The sequence below is a fragment of the Arthrobacter sp. M4 genome, from assembly GCF_020251205.1.
Classification (GTDB): Bacteria; Actinomycetota; Actinomycetes; order Actinomycetales; family Micrococcaceae; genus Arthrobacter.
On record NZ_JAIWYX010000019.1, the window covers coordinates 24059 to 41614 of the forward strand.

Genomic DNA, 17556 nt, shown 5'->3' on the forward strand with positions numbered 1-17556 from the left:
GTTGGCTAGGAAATCTTGGCAAGCCCGTTGAACACGGACTCCAGCGTGGCACTGGATGCTTCCTGCAATTCAAGGGACACCGCGTCGTTTTCCACGCGGGGAGTGAGCAGGTGAACCCCGGAGGGCCCCGTGTAGATGGTGACAGTGGGGAAGTCGTCGGATGCCGTGCTGAAGGCCACCACGTTCGAAGCCGCGCGGGTGTCGGCCAGCGCCGAGGCAGCGTGCTCCTCGAAGGCCGGCTCCGTGTATGTCGCAGGCTCGGTGTCGCGAGCCGCAGCGTGCTCGGGGTCCACAAACTCGGCCAGCCGAGCGGCAGCCTTCTCCCGGCTGACCACCGTGAAACCGTGGAGGCCGCCCTCATCCACCTCCTCGAGCAGCACGCCCTCAACGTGCACGTAGGCGTACAGCCAGCGCTTGCCGGAGCTGACGGTGCGCTCCACGGACACAATCGCATCACCGCTGCGGCGTAGGGTCAGCGAGCCGGTGATTTCCTCAATGGCGTGCAGTCGGGACGGCTCGGCCTCGCCCTCGAAGATCACCGGGTACACGAGTTCCTTGGCCAGGAGCCCGCGCAGCGCGACGGCGGCCAGAAGGTCGCGTTGGGCTGTGTCCTGCGACGACAGCCACGGAGTTGCCGCGACTTGCTCGTGCTGGACGCCGTCCAGGGCTACCACTTCCTCATCTGTCAGGGTGGTCAGGACGGTGCCCTCCGACGTCGCCTGGGACAGGACCTGCGCGGCACACTGCACGTCCCGTTCAGTCCACTTCATGGTGCTGGTGCTCATCCGAAAATCCCTCCAATAAACTTCCCGACAGATTTCGCGGCCTTTCCGGCCCCGTCTGCCACCTTACTTCCCACGTTCTTGGCGAACCCGGCCACCTCCCTTGCTCCGTCGGCGATGTAGCTGCCGGGGTTCCGGGCAAAGTTGCTGATCGAATCCCAGTTGTCCGCGATCAGGTTGCCGACTGCCCAGCCAGCCGCCACCAAACCTGCACCCACCACAATCGGTGCGCCAATCGGGCCGAGCACGGCAGCGCCGCCCGCGGTCATCAGCATGATGCTTCCCACACCGCCCACCACGGACAGGCCGCCGGCAACCCTGTCACCGGTTCCGCGCCAGCCATCGTGCTCGGGGTTGACCATGTCGCTGATACCGCCCACGATGTTCAGCGGCGCCGCCAGGGCACCGGCCACACGCAGGCCCTTCGAGAACTTCGACGCGTCTTGGAAAGCTTGGCTATACGGGATGTTGGCCTTGAGGTCCGTGATGACGTCGGTGATCTTGCCGCCATTCCGCAACTGGTCCAAGGCCTCCCGCAGTACGGTCCCGCCGGCTCGCCAGTTTGTGAGGATTTCCTTGGTCTTGGCGAATTCCTGCCATCCCAACTTGCCCAGCTTGTAGGCCTGCCACAGCTGCGCACCGAAGTCCTTGACGGCCGTTCCGGATTCGTACACGTCCATCATGACGCCCACTGAGCTTTCGCCGCTCTTGTGGCTGGCGAATTCCTGCTGATTAGCATGGTCCTTGAGCTCCCGGGCGCTGGACCGGAGCATGCTGGCCGCCTTCATGAGGCTTTGCCGGTGCTGCCCATTCCAATCGCTCTTGAAATTGGCGGCGTCCTGGCCTTTCCAAGAGTTATTCATGTTGATCAGGTTGGACAGCTGCGTGCTCTGCATATTGATGACGTCGGCGGCCTTGCCCATGGCCCCGGCAAGGGTGCGCAACTGAGCGACGTCGGCGCCGTAGAAACCGGCCATGTGGATGATCCCCCCGCGTGCAAATGGATGAAAAGTCTTGTCCACAGCCTAGGTGCGTGCCACAAACCCCGCGATGGGGAGCGGTCCCCATGAGATTTGGCCAGCGCTTAAAGAACGACGACGGCTGGTGCGGTTCACATGGAACCGCACCAGCCGCCGTCGTGCAAGTCAAACTTCCCGGAGGCGGTGGCCGCGCAGGAAGGCCGCGCAGGAGGTTGCGGGCCTTAGTGCCCTTCGGCCTTGAAGCGCTTGATGGAAGCCTCCAGCTCAGCCTCGGCAGCTGCGCGGTCAGCCCAGCCCTCGGCCTTGACCCACTTGCCCGGTTCCAGGTCCTTGTAGCGGGTGAAGAAGTGCTCGATCTCCTTGATCAGGAATTCGTTGACGTCGGAGACTTCCTGGATGTGGTCGAAGCGCGGGTCGGCCGGAACGCACAGGATCTTGGCGTCTCCACCGCCGTCGTCGGTCATGTTGAACACGCCGATCGGGCGGGACTCGACGATGACGCCCGGGTGCAGGTCGAAATCCTGCAGGAGCACCAGTGCGTCCAGCGGGTCGCCATCTTCGCCCAGCGTGTTCTCGAAGTAGCCGTAGTGGGTGGGGTACTGCATGGAGGTGAAAAGGACGCGGTCCAGGCGGACGCGGCCAGTTTCGTGGTCAACCTCGTACTTGACTCGCGATCCCTTGGGGATCTCGATGGTCACGTCGTGCTTCATGGAATGCTCCTTGACGGTATTGGCATGGGCGCGGCAAATGACCAGCCGGCGCCGCCGACTACTATTGAGGATATAGGGACAGGCCCGGGTTTCTTGAAACGGCGGGGATATTTCAAGACTGACAGGACCAGTGCTGCATGACGCGCGACTATAGCCGGGACGCCGGCCGCCCGCTCGCAGCGGTTCTCGCCAAGTATCTTTTGCCGGTGCTTTTGCTGGCCGTTCTCGCTGGCCTGCTTATGCCGCTCGGTATGGCGATCGCCCCAGGTTTCACCGGCCCGGCGGCCTCGCCGACCCCTACTATTCCGGCCTGGCAGTTGCCTCCTGCGGCACTCGCCCAGCCCAGCGCCGTCGCGCCTTTGAGCAGTTCCGCGCCCGTGCCGGACGCCGCAGCGGTTACCCGACTAATCACACCTTTATTAACGCCCGACGGCGATGGCGGCTTCACCGGTGTTGTGCAGGACGCGCTGACGGGCGCCGTCTTGTTCGACCGCGGGGGCGACCAGAACCGCGTGCCGGCGTCGAACACCAAGCTGCTCACCGCCGTCGCAGCATTGCGGGCCCTGGGTCCTGACGCAGTCTTCACCACCAAGGTGCTGGCCGGCGGTGACGGGAAGACTGTGGTCCTGACGGGCGGAGGCGACGTGCTGCTGGGTGCTGGTGCCTCGAAGCCCGAGGCCGTGCTTGGACACGCCGGGCTGGCGACCTTGGCCGAGGGAACCGTCAAGGCGCTCGCCGCACGCGGAGTCACAGGACAGATCACGGTACAAGTGGACGATTCCCTGTACAGCGGCCCGGCGTTGAACCCCGCATGGAGCCCCGAGGACGTCGCTGCGGGGGAGACGGCGCCACTGTTCCCCATTGCCCTGAACTCGGCCCGCACCGATCCGGGATCCACCACAGGTCCGCGGCCGCAGGACGCCGCCCTTTCCGCCGCCCAAGCCTTTGCTTCCCAGCTTGCGACGGTGGGTGCCGCCTCAGGGCTGTCGGTTGCTCCCGGCGTCGAACGCGGTAAAGGCCAGCCGGACACTGTGCTGGCGGCAGCGGAGTCGGCTCCCGTCAGCCAGCAGGTGGACCACATGCTGCAGGTCTCCGACAATTACCTGGCCGAGACGCTGGGCCGGATGACAGCACACGTTGCAGGCTTGCCAGCCAGCAACGACGGCGCCACGGCGGCCGTACGGGACCAGTTGGAGAAGCTGGGCATCGCCACCGGGAAGCTCCAGCTGGCCGACGTTTCGGGGCTGTCCCTTGGAAACCAAGTGACAGCGCTGCAGTTCTCCGAGGTGGTGCGCGCCATTACCTCTGGACAAGACACCCGGCTTCGCGCTGCCCTGGCGGGTTTCCCGGTGGCGGGGCTCAGCGGAACCTTGGGCGACCGGTACCTGGATGCTGCAACCGCCCAGGGTGCCGGGCTGGTCCGGGCGAAGACGGGCACGTTGAACTCTGTCCTGGCGCTGAGCGGCTATGTGGTGGACGCGGACGGCAGGCTGCTGGTCTTCTCCTTCATCGGAAATGGGCTGACTCCAGGTGCGGCGGGGAACAAGCAGGCGCTGGACAAGGCGGCGTCGGTGCTGGCCTCCTGCGGGTGCCGGTAGGCGCGGGCCGGAGATTCCTCCGCGTGGAGCGAACTTAAGAGCGCATGCCCAGCCGCCTGTGATCTGATGGAAGCTATGGAGACCACAGAACAGGCCCCGTCCCTCATCAACTGGGAGTTGGCCGCCTCCACTGCGGCGCGGCTTGCCCCACCCGGCCCGGCGCTGTCGCCCACGGAGATTTCCATGGCCGTGGACAATCTGCGGCACATGGCTGACGCGTCCGTGCCGCACGTCCATGAGATCACTGGCCTTGAAAGTGCCAGGGACCTGCGTGATTCCCACGTATTGGTGGTGGACAGGGCAACGTGGTCCAAGGCCAATACGCAAAGCTTCGCCGTCATGATGAAGCCAGCGTTGGAGCAACTCCTGGCTCGACGGCGCGGGCCTGCAATCACTCCCGCCGCGGCAGCAGTGAGCGGAGCCATCACGGGCAGCCAGCTTGGCGCGGTCCTCGCCTTCCTGTCCAGCAAAGTATTGGGCCAGTACGACCCCTTCGCGGCGCTTGCACCAGAGGCCAAGGTCCCGCCGGCAGGGCGGCTCCTCCTGGTCGCTCCGAACATCATCACCGTTGAACGGGAACTCAACGTGGATCCGGACGACTTCCGTCTCTGGGTCTGCCTGCATGAGCAGACCCACCGCGTACAGTTCGCCGCGGCACCCTGGCTCCGTCACCACATGCTCGCCGAGGTCGAGAAGCTCAGCCAGCACCTGGTGGGCAACGTGGACACGCTGATGGAACGGGCAGCCGCTGCCGCGAAGTCCCTTCGGGACCGCTCCGCTTCCGGCACCATGCCGCGCCGGGGCGCCATCCTTGACCTTTTGCAGGGGCCGGAGGAGAAAGAGTCCATCTCGCACCTGACCGCGGTGATGAGCCTCCTTGAAGGTCACGCCAACGTGGTTATGGATGCAGTGGATGCCAGCATCGTTCCCTCGGTCAAGACCATTCGCCAGCGCTTCAATGCCCGCAGCCAGGACCGTGGCATCGTGGAGAAGTTCATCCGCAACCTGTTGGGGCTCGACGCGAAAATGCGGCAGTACACGGATGGCGCCAAGTTCGTCCGGGCCGTGGTGGACCAGGCTGGGATGCAGGGCTTCAACCGCGTTTGGGAATCTGCCGACCACCTGCCCACCGAAACTGAAATCCACAACCCCAAGCAGTGGCTTGAGCGGATGGGGCTGTGACGCCAGAGTCGGCACTGCTGCCCGACGGCGCGGCGTCGCACGGCGTTTCGCGGCGCGGGCGGCGCGCACCGGGACGATTGTCGCCGGTGGTCGGCAAGGCCCGCAGGATGCTCCAGGACGCGCTGGCAAGCGTTGGCTATCCGCAGCGAATCCTTGTTGCGTGCAGCGGCGGGCCGGATTCTTTGGCCCTTGCCGCCGTCGCCGCCTACTTCGCCCGGCGGGGGCACGTTGACGGCCACCCCATCGCGGTGGCGGCCGCCGTCGTCGATCATCAACTGCAGGCGGGCTCAGCCGCTGTCGCCGAGCGCACGGCCGGGATCCTTGGCGACCTCGGCTTGTCGCCCGTTGTGGTGCGGGCCGTCGACGTCGCGTCAACCGGTTTCGGGCCCGAGGCAGCCGCACGCGACGCCCGGCACGCCGCACTTGATCGGCTCGCCGACGAGCTCGACTGTAGCTTCATACTCCTTGGCCACACGCTGGACGATCAGGCCGAGCAGGTGTTGCTGGGGCTCGCCCGCGGCTCCGGGACACGATCCCTCTCCGGCATGCGCCCCTTGCGGGGCCGCCTGCTGAGGCCGTTCCTTGGCCTGCGACGCTCCGAGACGCTCGAAATCTGCACGGTGGAGGGCTTGGAGCCTTGGCATGATCCCAGCAACGCGGACACGTCGCTTGCCCGTTCGCGGACCCGCGTGGAAGTCATGCCGATCCTTGAAGAGAAGCTCGGCCCCGGCGTCGCCGAATCCCTGGCCCGGACAGCGTCCATCCTCCAACAGGATGCGGACTTCCTGGACGAGCTGGCAGAAGCTCGCTATGGGGAGCTCGCCGTGAAGTCCGACGACGGCGTGTGGCTTCCCGAGGATGACGTCCGGGAGATGCCTCCCGCCTTAAGGTTCCGCGTGATCGCCAAGGCCGCTGCCGCCGTCGGAGGTCAACAGCCCAGCCACGGCAGGCTCCAGGCCGCCGAGGCCCTGCTGCGCCGGCGAGGTTCAGCCGGGCCTGTTCAGCTGCCCGGGGGAGTCAGTGTGTATCGCGTGTCGCTGGCGGAATTGGAGCGTGAACGGGCCACCGTGGACAAGCTTGACGATGCCAATTTTGTGGGTGATCGCGCCCGCTGTGGGAAGCTAGTATTCCGGCAGCTCACATCGCCCCAACCTTAGCCGCACCCAACGCATCTACAGGAGCAATCGGTGGATTCACACGACGTCCAGGCAGACCTTAAGCACGTTCTCTACACCAAGGACCAGATCCAGGGTCGGATTGCCGAACTGGCGGCAGAGATCGACAAGGATTATGAAGGCCGCGAACTCCTGATTGTTGGTGTCCTCAAGGGTGCCGTAATGGTGATGGCAGACCTCGCACGGGCCCTGCACACGCACGTCAGCATGGACTGGATGGCTGTGTCCTCCTATGGCTCCGGTACGCAGTCCTCCGGCGTGGTGCGGATCCTGAAGGACCTGGACACGGACCTCATGGGCAAAGACGTGCTGATTGTCGAGGACATCATCGACTCCGGCCTCACCCTGTCCTGGCTGAAGACCAACCTCGAGTCCCGCGGTACCGCCAGCGTTGAGATCTGCACGGCCTTCCGCAAGCCCGCGGCCGCCAAGGTGGAGATCGACGTGAAGTACGTCGGTTTCGACATCCCCAACGAGTTTGTTGTGGGCTACGGCCTGGACTACGCGGAGAAGTACCGCAACCTGGACTTCGTGGGCACCCTGGCCCCGCACGTTTACGAGTAGCCCCCTTCTTTCTTGCGCACGAGTTGGCATTAGATAGCAATGTTTCGCGGATTTATTGCCATCTAATGCCAACTCGGCGAGGTGGGGTGGGCTATGGAGTAGCCCGGAACGCGTAGTTGCTGGCGTAGCTGACCACTTGGTTGCTGTCGCCGCTGTCCAGCACCTTGCAGCCGGATGTTGATACATCCAGCACCACGGTGTGCACGGCGATCCCGGAAACAGTGTTGTTGGTGGCGATGTAGTTGTTGTTTCCGGACGCCACAAGGATGATGGTTGGCGTCTGCCCGGAGGGGGTCACGGAGGCCTGCGGCACGTCGTAGCTGAAATGGTTGCTGGTCACCGTATTGCTGCTGCCGGCGATGTGGACCAGCCCAAAGAGGTCGTCCAGCCCGTTGTTGTAGGGCTTGAGCGGATCGAATGGTTCCATCTGGCGGAGGAAGTGGTTGGCGCTCACCAGGTTCTCCGTGCAGGCACCCTCGAAGTTCACCATGCCGGGGTAGAAGGCGTGGAGGCGGTTGGCTGTGATCGAGGACCGTGTGCAGTTCTTGAAGTGAACGCTGCTTTTGCCACGCGGGAAGATGTTGTTCCCGGACACCAGCAGTCCAAAGTGGCCCTCGGCAAAGACGGAGAAGCCCACGTAGCCTGCGCCGATCAGGTTGTCGGTGACCTTGGACGCCTGCCCGGAACCAGTGAGCTCGATGCAGGAACCGCACTCGGCCAGGAAGTTGCCGCTCACGCTGAGGGCGTCCGTGTCGCGAACCACCAGGCCGTGCTCCAGGTAGACCATGCCCATGCCCTCCACCCGGCAGGAATCGTTGGCGGAGTCGAACTTGATGCCGGTCTTGCCGTTGACGTAGGAATTCTGGTTGGTGCCGAAGGAGACGCCGTCCAGGCAGAAGTTCTGGAAGACGATGGAGCTGAGGCGTGGGTCGCCGGTGCGGAAAACGCGGAAGGCCTCAGCGTTGCCGTCCGTGTTTTCGACCCGGATTCGGCTGCCGCCCGGGTTGATCTCGTTCCAGCTGGACGTGTTGCCGGCGTTGTATCGAATGCTCAGCGATGTGAAGCCGTGCCCTGAGCCGCGGATCGTCAGGAAGCTGATGTCGACGTTGACGCGGGTCTTAAGTGAGTAGTCTCCCGGAGGAATGTAGATCACGGCCCCGGGTTTGGAGGCTTGGCTGGTCTGCGGCTTTTGACGTCGGCGATGATGCTGTTGATGATCAGTCCGATGTCGTTGTACGGGGTGGCCGAGGGATTTCCGGGAACGGACCAAGTGGTCACGTCATACACGGTGGTCAAAGCTTCTCCTCACTTCTTTGGGGTGCTTGGGTAGTGCAGGCGCGTTCGAACAATGCGATCACTTGCCACGGTGACGCACAGGATTTTCGTGGTTTGCCTAGAGGACTCCGATGATCCGGTGATGGCCTGGCCGCTGTGGGGCGCTGTCAGGTGCGGTTGCCGCTTGGCTGCCGCGGTTCGCCGCATCTGCCTGGTTGGCGGAAACGACGACGGCGGCCGCCGCCAGCGCCATCGCGGGCAGCCCGCGAAGGATGCTCCGCCTGCTCAAGGTAGGGGTGGGCTTCACATGATTCTCCTTTGAACTCGGAACTTGGAACTTTGAACTCGGAACTTGGACGTGACCGGGATCGGGTTTGGACCCTGGTTGGGTTTGGACCCTGGTCGGGTTTGGAACGGGCCGCCACCACCAGGAGGAGCATCAATTCAGCAGATCAAGCGGGTTCCGGCCCGAGGAAGCCGCCTGCAGTTTCAATGACCCGTGCCCCGGGTTCCGATGGTCACGGCCGTACAACTAGCGCTGCCAAAAACTTGCCAAATCCGCCAAAAAGTGCCAAAACGGTTTTGCATCGTGGCGCGCATCACTTTAGGGCCCAAAAATCCGCGCCGTCAAGAGGAAAACTTTTTCTCTTGCGATGGTTGACATGTCGCTCGTTGAGGTTCTAATGTCGTGCCAAGTCGTTTTGGCAAAACGATTTGTCAATCCCCATCCAAGTTTTGCTATTCCGTTCCGATTGAATCCGTTCCGCAAGAGAAAGGGAGCCGACAGCGATGTCCTCTCGAAAGACCATCTCAAGGCTCGTCGCCATCGGCGGCATCTGCACCGCCGTCGTGCTGGCCGCAACCGGATGCGGCGCTGGGGGTCCGGCAGCGTCCGGCAGCACCGCAAGCAACACCATCAATGTCCTGGTCGAGGCCGGTGGCCACGCAGAACTGGCCGGCGTGGCCGATGTGTGCAAGAAGGAGACCGGCATCGAGGCCAACTTCGTGGAGCTTCCCTACGAAGGCCTGTTCAACCGCCTGTCCAGTGAGTTCTCCTCCGGCAACGTTTCCTTCGACGTCGCCGCACTGGACTCCGTGTGGATCCCAAGCTTCAAGGACGCCGTACAGCCCATCGACGAACTCTTCACCGATGAGGCCAAGAAGGACATCTTCCCGGCCCTCGTCAAGGAAGCCAACGTCAACGGCCACTTCATCGGCATGCCCGCCTGGACCAACGCGGAGATCATCCTCTACCGCAAAGACCTTTTCGAAGACGCTAAGAACAAGGCCGACTTCAAGGCCAAGTACGGCTACGAACTTGCCGCCCCCACCACCTGGAAGCAGTACCAGGACATCTCCGAGTTCTTCACCAAGGACGGCATGTTCGGCACCGACGTAAAGGGCGCCGTCGAAACCGAATGGCTGGCCCACGTGCTGCAGGCCGGCTCCCCGATGGTCCTGGATGACAAGAACAATGTGGTCATCGACAACGCCGCGCACAAAGAAGCCCTGGACTTCTACACCAGCCTGGTGAAGTCCGCTCCTTCCGGTGCCGCGCAGGTTGACTGGGCCGCCGCGCAGAACCTCTTCAACCAGGGCAAGACCGCCATGACCCGGTTCTGGGCCCATGCGTACCGGCAGATCCCCAAGGACGCCGCGGTGTTCGGCAAGGTTGGTGCCGCCCCCATGATCGGCGGTTCGGCCGGCGTCGCGGGTGTCCCGGGACCTTGGTACCTGTCCGTCCCCAAGGCCACCAAGAACTCGGATGCAGCAAAGAAGTTCATCAAGTGCGCCTACGACCACAACGACCTGGGCATCGAGTCCAAGCTGGGCCTCGCCGCCCGCATCTCGGCCTTCGAGAAGTACCAGGACAAGCCCGGCTACGAGAGCTTCAAGCCGTTGATCCAGACGCTCAACGCCAAGGCCACGGCAACCCGTCCGGCAACGGCCAAGTGGCAGCAGATTGTTGATACGGTCCTTACTCCGACCCTCCAGAAGGCTGTGGCCGGCGGAGACAGCTCAGCCCTTCTGGCCGAGGCCAAGACCAAGGTCCAGGCCCTCCTCAAGTAAGACTCCGCGGCCGGCACCTGCGATCCCAACAGCAGGATGCGGTGCCGGCCGCGGCCCCAACCAGCGGAAGAGAATCCCGTGCGTATCACCGATCGCCGCTTCGCCCTCTACCTGATGACCCCGGCGGCGCTGTTCCTGGCCGTTTTTGTGGCCTACCCGCTGTTCCGCCTGGTGGCGGACAGCTTCTTCAAGATTTCCCCGATTGTGGGCGGTCCACGCGATTTTGTGGGCTTGGACAACTACGTGCGGGCTTTCACCGATGAGGCGTTCATCGGCGCAGGCTGGCGGACCCTCGCCTACACCCTGGTAGTGGTCACACTCGAGTTCGCGCTCGGCCTGGGCATGGCGCTCCTGTTCACCACCCTGGGCAACAAGTCCCAGATCTGGCGGACTGTGTTCCTTTACCCACTCATGATCGCCCCGATCGTTGCAGGCCTCCTGTGGAAGTTCCTGATGATAGACAACTTCGGCCTCATCGGAACGCTGCTCACCCAGATCGGAATCCTGCATAACCCCAACCAGATCGGCTGGTTGTCGGACCCGGGCATCGTCCTCTTCTCGGTGGCGATTCCTGACATCTGGCTGACGACGTCGTTTATGTGCCTGGTCCTGTTCGCCGGACTCCAGAACATCCCGGGTGATCTGATCGAGGCAGCGCGGCTTGACGGCGCCCGTTCCGCGTCGCTGCTCTTCCGCATCATCCTCCCGCTGCTGCGGCCGGTTATCGCCGTCGCGCTGGTGGTCCGCGGAATCGACGCCGCCAGGGCCTTCGACACCATCCTCATCCAGACCAACGGCGGCCCGCAGTCCGCCTCGGAAACCATGAGCCTGCTCATCTACCGGACGATGATCCGCTTCGGCGATCCCGGCCTGGCCAGCGCCATGGGCACCCTGTACCTCCTGGCCATGCTCGGCATTGCCTTCGTCGCCGTGGCAACCATCTGGCGGCCTGGAAAGGACAACTGATGAGCATCGCGCATAAGGAAACCACCATGGAAACGCGCATAACAACGACGACGGCGGCCCGGCCGACGGCGGTCACCTCACCTGGGGGCGGACCCCGGCGTGGCGTCAACCGTGAAGGCCTGGAGGCCGGCAAGCGCAGCACGCGGACGATCCTGTGGATCCTGCTGGCGGCGTCGCTGGTCCTCTATGGTTTCCCTTTCGTGTACCTGCTGCTGACGTCGTTCAAGACACCGATCGACACTATCGCGGTTCCACCCACCATCCTGCCCAAGGAGTGGACGGTGGTGAACTACATGAACGCCCTGGGCCGCGGCGGTGTGGTGGCGTCGATTATCAACAGCGTCCAGACGGCGGTAATCAGCACACTGTTGTCACTGCTCCTGGCGGTCCCGGCGGCCTACGGTATCACCCGGTACAAGACCCTCAGTGGGCGAGTGTTTATCATGGCCGCCCTGGTGACCCGCATGGTTCCGCCGGTTGCCATCGGCATCCCACTGGCCTCGATGATGGCCTCCGTGGGCATGTCCGACACGCCGATCGCCCTGGCCATCGCCCACACCACCATCTCCCTGCCGCTGTCGATCTGGCTCATGTCGAGCTTCTTCGAGGCAGTGCCCCGGGACCTGGAGGAAGCCGCCACCGTGGATGGCTGCAGCCGGCTGGGCGCCCTGTGGCGGGTGGTGGTTCCGGTGGTTTCAGGGGGTATTGCGGTCACTGCGATCTTCGCTTTCCTGGCCTCTTGGAACGAGTTCCTCTTCGCCCTGCTGATGACCGCCATCCGCTCGCAGACCACCCCCGTTGTGATCGCCAACTTCCAGACCCAGTTTGGACTTGACTGGGGATCGATGACTGCACTTGCCGCCGTCTACTCGATCCCGGTCATCCTGCTCACGCTGCTCCTGCAGCGCAAGATCGTCGCCGGCATGACCCTCGGCGCTGTCAAGGGCTAGACCATCAACAACGAACAGCAACAAGCCGCATCGGAGGACGTGGGAGACGGATGAGCAACAAGAACATCGGCATCAAGGACGTGGCCGTTGCCGCTGGCGTCTCCGTGACAACTGTCTCCCACGTCCTCAACGAGGTTTCCTACGCTCGAGTCAGCCCCGAAACCAGGGACAAGGTCAGGACCATTGCGGGACAACTAGGCTATGGCCCCAACCGCCTTGCCCAGGCCCTTCGCACCCAGAGGACCGGCATGCTGGGCCTGGTCAGCGAAGATATTGCCACCACGCCCCACGCTGGCCGGATCATCCTCGGCGCCGAGGAGGCGGCCAAAGCCCGAGGGTACAACCTCATGATCATAAACACCTCCGGCTCAGCCAGCCTCGAATCCCGGCAAGCCGACGTCGAGGCGCTCCTGGAACGCCGCGTAGACGGAATCCTCTACGCCACCATGTATCACCGCAACGTGGAGCTCCCAGCCAACCTCGGCAGCGTGCCCTCCGTCCTGGTCGACTCGGTGGCCATCGGCGGGAACATCACAGCCGTGGTCCCGGACGAAGAAGGTGGTGCACGCGCCGCCGTGGGCGCGCTCCTCGAAGCGGGCCACACCCGGGTTGGCTTCATCAATAACACCGATGATGTGCCCGCAACCCGTCAGCGGCTCCAGGCCTTCCGGTCCACGCTGACTGAAGCAGGGCTCGACGGCGGCGCGGCACCTATCGAGTCCGATGTCTCCGAGGTGCAGGGCGGCTATGAAGCGGCCCGGCGGATCCTGGGACGGGAGGACCCGCCCACCGGCTTGTTCTGCTACAACGACCGGATGGCGATGGGGGCCTACCGCGCCGCTGCCGAGTTGGGACTCACCATCCCCGCTGACCTTTCCGTCGTCGGCTTCGATGACCAGGGATTGATCGCCGCCAACCTTCACCCGGGCCTCACCACCGTGGCCCTGCCTCATTACGAGATGGGTGCTTGGGCCACCGAGCACCTGATTGACGCCGTCGAGGGGAAGACAGACCTTACCCTCATGGCACTTCATCCGACCATTCTGAGCTGCCCCCTGGTGCGCCGTGATTCCGTCACGGCACCCCGGCTATAGGCAGCCAGCCCCTTCTACTTCCCCAGAGGATCGCCAGATATGTCCAGTTGCCTTGATGCCGCACGCCCGGAAGCAGCCCAGGCCGGAACCTCCAGGTTCCGGCCTGCCATCCACTTCACGGCAAGGGATACCTGGTTGAACGATCCCAATGGCCTGGTTTTCTACGACGGCCTGTATCACCTCTTCTTCCAGAACAACCCGTTCGGCAACGTCTGGGGCAACATGTCCTGGGGCCACGCCACCTCCCGTGATTTGCTGCACTGGACGGAACACCCTGTTGCCATTGCCTGCGACGAGGCAGAGGACATCTTCTCAGGGAGTGTTGTAGTCGATCACGGCAACACGTCCGGTTTCGGCACAGCGGACGCACCTGCCCTCGTAGCCATTTACACCAGTGCCTACAAAGATGCGTCCGAGCACAGCGGTACGCAGGCCCAGTCCCTGGCCTACAGCACAGACGCAGGAATGACGTGGCGGAAATACGAGGGAAACCCTGTCCTCACCAGAAACTCCGCGAACTTCCGCGATCCCAAAGTCTTCCGCTATCAAGGGGACCAGGGTGCCTGCTGGGTCATGGTCGCCGTCGAAGCTCATCACCAAAAAGTGGTCTTCTATCGTTCGGAAGACCTCAAATCCTGGGATTTTTTGAGCGACTTCGGCCCGGCCAACGCCGACGCCGGCGACTGGGAGTGCCCCGATCTTTTTCCCCTGGCTGTGGACGGGGACCCGGACAACATCAAATGGGTACTGATCGTGAACGTCAACCCCGGCGCAGTGGCAGGAGGCTCCGGTGGTCAGTACTTCATCGGGGACTTCGACGGCGCCCGGTTCCTCCCGGACGCCGGTTCACTCGCGGCGCCAACAGGACTGACCTCCCTCCAAGACCCCAAGGCGGGCTCTGCAGCCTTGCAGCAATGCCTGTGGCTGGACTGGGGACGCGACTGCTACGCCTCAGTATCCTTCAGCAACGCCCCGCATGACCGCCGCATCATCATCGGCTGGATGAACAACTGGGAGTACGCCAACCATCTGCCCACCGCCCCCTGGCGGTCATCGATGACCCTCGCCCGCGAACTGTGCCTCACAGCGGTCAACGGCTCCGCGCGTCTGATCCAGCAACCGGTCCTGGCCGAGCCTTGCGCAGGAGAAGATTTGCCTACTGCCAAGGACCAAATGAGCGCAGGCAGCTTTGAGCTGCGAAATTCAGCCCTCCAACTGCCGGATGCGGTACCCGGGAGCGCCCAAATCATCGAGGCGGAGATACTGCCCGGAAGCGCCGAACGTTGTGATTTCCAGCTCTTCGCAAGCAGTGACGGGAGCAAGGGCACCATTCTTAGCTACAACACAAGCAGTGCCCAGCTCATCCTTGACCGCAGGCAATCAGGAAACACCGGCTTCCACGGGAAATTCGCCTCGGTCGAGTCAGCACCGGTTGAGCTTGAAGACGGTGTGCTCAAATTAGTCATCATCGTGGACCACAGTTCGGTTGAAGTGTTCGCCCAGGGCGGCAAGGTCGTGATGACTGACCTCATCTTCCCCGAAACCGAAAACCGGGAGAACTGGCTATCAGCTGTGGAAGGCTCAGCAACAATACTGAAGCTCGCGGTCTCAACACTCACCTAAGCCGCAGACAGGACACCACAAAGGGAAGAAGCTATGTCAAGCAACAACCACTACGACGTTACTGAGTGGCCCGTCGGCAATCCGTCCGAGGACATCGGTGAAGTAATCAACAGCATCATCGCTGACATCAAGGATCGGCAGACCGCCACCGATGCGAACAACGGAGGAAAGCCAGGCGCGGTGATCTACATTCCGCCCGGGGACTACCACCTTCGCACGCAGGTGGTGATCGATGTCAGCTTCCTCAGGATCCATGGCTCAGGACATGGCTTTACGTCGTCGAGCATCCGGTTCAACGTTCCCGAAGACGAATGGCCCGATCTGCATGAGCTGTGGCCCGGAGGGAGTCGCATTCTCGTCGACCTTCCCCTCGGCGGAGATGGGGACCCATCCAAGGGGGCCGCCTTCTATGTTGAGCGAAGCGGGAGCCCGCGGATCAGCTCAGTAGAGTTCTCCAACTTCTGCATCGACGGCTTGCACTTCGACTCGGACGGCTCGGGGCTGCCACCGGAGAACACCTACGTCAACGGCAAGACCGGTATTTATGTCGCCAGCGCCAATGACTCCTTCCGCGTAGCCGGCATGGGGTTCGTCTACCTTGAGAACGCCCTCACTATCTACAAAGCGGATGCGCTTTCCGTCCACGACAACTTCATCGCTGAATGCGGAAGCTGCATCGAGCTTCGCGGGTGGGGACAGGCATCAAAGATCACCGACAACTTGGTGGGAGCAGGCTTCAAGGGCCACTCCATCTACGCCGAGAACCACGGCGGGCTCTTGATCACCGCGAACAACGTGTTCCCCCGTGGTAAGAGCAGCGTCCACCTCGAAGGCGTCACGCGTTCAAGCGTCACCAACAACCGTTTGCATTCGTTCTACCCCGGGATGGTGATTCTCGCGGCGAATAGTTCGGAAAACCTCGTGGCTACGAATCACTTCTTGCGCGACCATGAGCCTTGGACGCCCTTCCTGGGAGTGGACAACGGACTGGACGACCTCAACGGACTTCTCTGTGTCAGCGGCAGCAACAACTCTGTAGTCAGCAACCACTTCTCCCAGATCATCGACTCACAGAGCATCCGGCCGGAAGGTGCCACGCCTGTCATCATTCGGCTGATGGCTGGGGTTGGCAACTTCGTCTCCAACAATCACGTGGTAGCGATGGACGTTGACTCCAAGACGAGTGATTCCTGCTTCTCGGCCCAGGTTGATGCACTGTTGACGACGGAGGCCTCGGACGGCCTCGCCGTTACGGCAGTTATGGTCGATTCCGAATCAGCTCGCAACACCATCCTTGATTCCGGAAGTGACGCCCAAGTTATCGCAGACAGGGCTGTTAACGCGCTTAGGGCCACACCCACGATCGGTTCCTAGGCCGCACAACGGACTCCCGCGCGTTGGAATGACTATTCGTCGGTAGCCTACTGGTATCAGACTGGTTAGCACGCCCATCACGATGAGCTGCCCCGGTGGAGGAACGCAGGACGACTACAAGGACGTGGGAGAACCGTTGACGAACAAGACCATAGGCATCAAAGACGTAGCCATTGCCGCTGGTGTGTCCGTCACCACCGTCTCCCACGTCCTGAACGACGTCGCATACGCCCGTGTATCCCCGGAAACCCGGGACAAGGTGAAGGCCGTGGCGGAACGCCTGGGCTACGGACCCAACCGCCTCGCCCAGGCGCTCCGCACGCAACGCACCGGAATGCTCGGCCTCATCAGCGAGGAGATCGCCACCACGCCGCATGCGGGTCGGATCATTCTGGGCGCCGATGAGGCGGCCAGGGCGCGCGGCTACAACCTGATGATTATCAACACCTCAGGGGCTGCGAGCCTGGAATCCCGCCGGGCCGACGTCGAGGCCCTACTGGAACGGCGCGTGGACGGCATCCTGTACGCCACCATGTACCACCGGAAGATCACCCTGCCGGACAACCTGTCCTCCGTGCCGGCCGTCCTGGTGGACTCGGAAAGCCTTTCAGGAAACGTCACCTCTGTTGTCCCGGACGAGGAGGGCGGCGCCCGCATTGCGGTCGGTAGCCTCTTGGACGCCGGACACACCAGGATCGGTTTCCTCAACAACACCGACGACGTTCCAGCCACGCACGAGCGTCTTCGCGGCTTCCGGGCGGCGTTGAACGAGGCAGGGCTCGACGGCGACAACGCACCTGTCGAGGCCGAGCACTCTGAGGTGCAGGGCGGTTACGTGGCCGCGCTTCGCATGTTCAGGCGTCCCGACCGGCCCACCGGACTGTTCTGCTACAACGACCGTATGGCGATGGGTGCCTACCGGGCAGCTGCCGAAATGGGAATCACCATCCCCGGGGAGCTGTCAGTGGTGGGCTTCGACGACCAGGAGCTCATCGCCGCGAACATCAACCCAGGTCTGACCACTGTGGCCCTGCCCCACTATGAAATGGGCGCCTGGGCCACGGAACGCCTCATCGACGCCATCGAAGGCAAAACCAACCTTGCACTCCTGGCGTCCCACCCCACCATCCTTGACTGCCCGCTCGTGGAACGCGACTCCATCACCGCACCGCGAAACTAGCACCGGGAAATTAGCACCGCACCGCGAAACTAG

The 17556-nt window shown here is 63.1% G+C and carries 17 protein-coding genes; 11 read left to right on the top strand and 6 right to left on the bottom strand.

Annotated elements, in window-relative coordinates; genetic code table 11:
• Positions 1-5: 5 nt before the first annotated feature.
• The 3 genes from LD110_RS20550 to LD110_RS20560 form a co-directional block, all read right to left on the bottom strand.
• Positions 6-785 carry a hypothetical protein gene (locus LD110_RS20550; protein ID WP_225501708.1) on the bottom strand — a complete coding sequence of 260 codons (780 nt, stop codon included), beginning with the start codon at positions 783-785 and terminating at the stop codon, positions 6-8.
• Positions 782-1759 (bottom strand): WXG100 family type VII secretion target, encoded by a 978-nt coding sequence (locus LD110_RS20555; protein ID WP_225501710.1) that lies wholly within the window; start codon positions 1757-1759, stop codon positions 782-784. The genes LD110_RS20550 and LD110_RS20555 overlap by 4 nt, the downstream gene beginning before the upstream one ends.
• 224 nt (positions 1760-1983) lie before the next feature.
• On the bottom strand, positions 1984-2472 hold the full coding sequence (locus LD110_RS20560; RefSeq protein ID WP_225501712.1) for an inorganic diphosphatase: 489 nt from the start codon (positions 2470-2472) through the stop codon (positions 1984-1986).
• Positions 2473-2609: 137 nt separating this feature from the next.
• Between LD110_RS20560 and dacB the strand changes: the two genes are divergently transcribed.
• The 4 genes from dacB (at position 2610) to hpt (ending at position 6991) form a co-directional block, all read left to right on the top strand.
• Positions 2610-4070 carry a D-alanyl-D-alanine carboxypeptidase/D-alanyl-D-alanine-endopeptidase gene (dacB, locus tag LD110_RS20565; protein WP_374200374.1) on the top strand — a complete coding sequence of 487 codons (1461 nt, stop codon included), beginning with the start codon at positions 2610-2612 and terminating at the stop codon, positions 4068-4070.
• Between the two features lie 66 nt (positions 4071-4136).
• Positions 4137-5252 carry a zinc-dependent metalloprotease gene (locus LD110_RS20570; protein WP_225501714.1) on the top strand — a complete coding sequence of 372 codons (1116 nt, stop codon included), beginning with the start codon at positions 4137-4139 and terminating at the stop codon, positions 5250-5252.
• 107 nt (positions 5253-5359) lie between these two features.
• Positions 5360-6409: a tRNA lysidine(34) synthetase TilS gene (gene tilS / locus LD110_RS20575; protein ID WP_225501766.1), complete on the top strand. Its 1050-nt coding sequence runs from the start codon at positions 5360-5362 to the stop codon at positions 6407-6409.
• Positions 6410-6439: 30 nt separating this feature from the next.
• Complete coding sequence (gene hpt, locus LD110_RS20580; protein ID WP_225501716.1) at positions 6440-6991, top strand: hypoxanthine phosphoribosyltransferase; 552 nt, start codon at positions 6440-6442, stop codon at positions 6989-6991.
• Positions 6992-7082: 91 nt separating this feature from the next.
• Here hpt and LD110_RS20585 read toward each other — a convergent pair whose 3' ends face one another.
• The 3 genes from LD110_RS20585 to LD110_RS20590 form a co-directional block, all read right to left on the bottom strand.
• On the bottom strand, positions 7083-8144 hold the full coding sequence (locus LD110_RS20585; RefSeq protein WP_308012465.1) for a NosD domain-containing protein: 1062 nt from the start codon (positions 8142-8144) through the stop codon (positions 7083-7085).
• Positions 8141-8287 (bottom strand): hypothetical protein, encoded by a 147-nt coding sequence (locus LD110_RS23975; protein ID WP_308012466.1) that lies wholly within the window; start codon positions 8285-8287, stop codon positions 8141-8143. The genes LD110_RS20585 and LD110_RS23975 overlap by 4 nt, the downstream gene beginning before the upstream one ends.
• A gap of 97 nt (positions 8288-8384) precedes the next feature.
• Positions 8385-8573 carry a hypothetical protein gene (locus tag LD110_RS20590; RefSeq protein ID WP_225501718.1) on the bottom strand — a complete coding sequence of 63 codons (189 nt, stop codon included), beginning with the start codon at positions 8571-8573 and terminating at the stop codon, positions 8385-8387.
• A gap of 482 nt (positions 8574-9055) precedes the next feature.
• Between LD110_RS20590 and LD110_RS20595 the strand changes: the two genes are divergently transcribed.
• The 7 genes from LD110_RS20595 (at position 9056) to LD110_RS20625 (ending at position 17523) form a co-directional block, all read left to right on the top strand.
• Complete coding sequence (locus tag LD110_RS20595) at positions 9056-10336, top strand: ABC transporter substrate-binding protein (RefSeq protein ID WP_225501720.1); 1281 nt, start codon at positions 9056-9058, stop codon at positions 10334-10336.
• Positions 10337-10414: 78 nt separating this feature from the next.
• Entirely contained in the window at positions 10415-11302 is an 888-nt protein-coding gene (locus LD110_RS20600; protein ID WP_225501722.1) for a carbohydrate ABC transporter permease, read from the top strand.
• Between the two features lie 26 nt (positions 11303-11328).
• Positions 11329-12252, top strand: a complete 924-nt coding sequence (locus LD110_RS20605; RefSeq protein WP_374200377.1) for a carbohydrate ABC transporter permease — start codon at positions 11329-11331, stop codon at positions 12250-12252.
• 50 nt (positions 12253-12302) lie between these two features.
• Positions 12303-13346: a LacI family DNA-binding transcriptional regulator gene (locus tag LD110_RS20610; protein WP_225501726.1), complete on the top strand. Its 1044-nt coding sequence runs from the start codon at positions 12303-12305 to the stop codon at positions 13344-13346.
• Between the two features lie 39 nt (positions 13347-13385).
• Positions 13386-14969: a glycoside hydrolase family 32 protein gene (locus LD110_RS20615; protein ID WP_225501728.1), complete on the top strand. Its 1584-nt coding sequence runs from the start codon at positions 13386-13388 to the stop codon at positions 14967-14969.
• Between the two features lie 33 nt (positions 14970-15002).
• Positions 15003-16343, top strand: a complete 1341-nt coding sequence (locus tag LD110_RS20620) for a right-handed parallel beta-helix repeat-containing protein (protein WP_225501730.1) — start codon at positions 15003-15005, stop codon at positions 16341-16343.
• A 136-nt stretch (positions 16344-16479) separates the two neighbouring features.
• Positions 16480-17523 carry a LacI family DNA-binding transcriptional regulator gene (locus tag LD110_RS20625; RefSeq protein ID WP_225501732.1) on the top strand — a complete coding sequence of 348 codons (1044 nt, stop codon included), beginning with the start codon at positions 16480-16482 and terminating at the stop codon, positions 17521-17523.
• Positions 17524-17556: the final 33 nt, after the last annotated feature.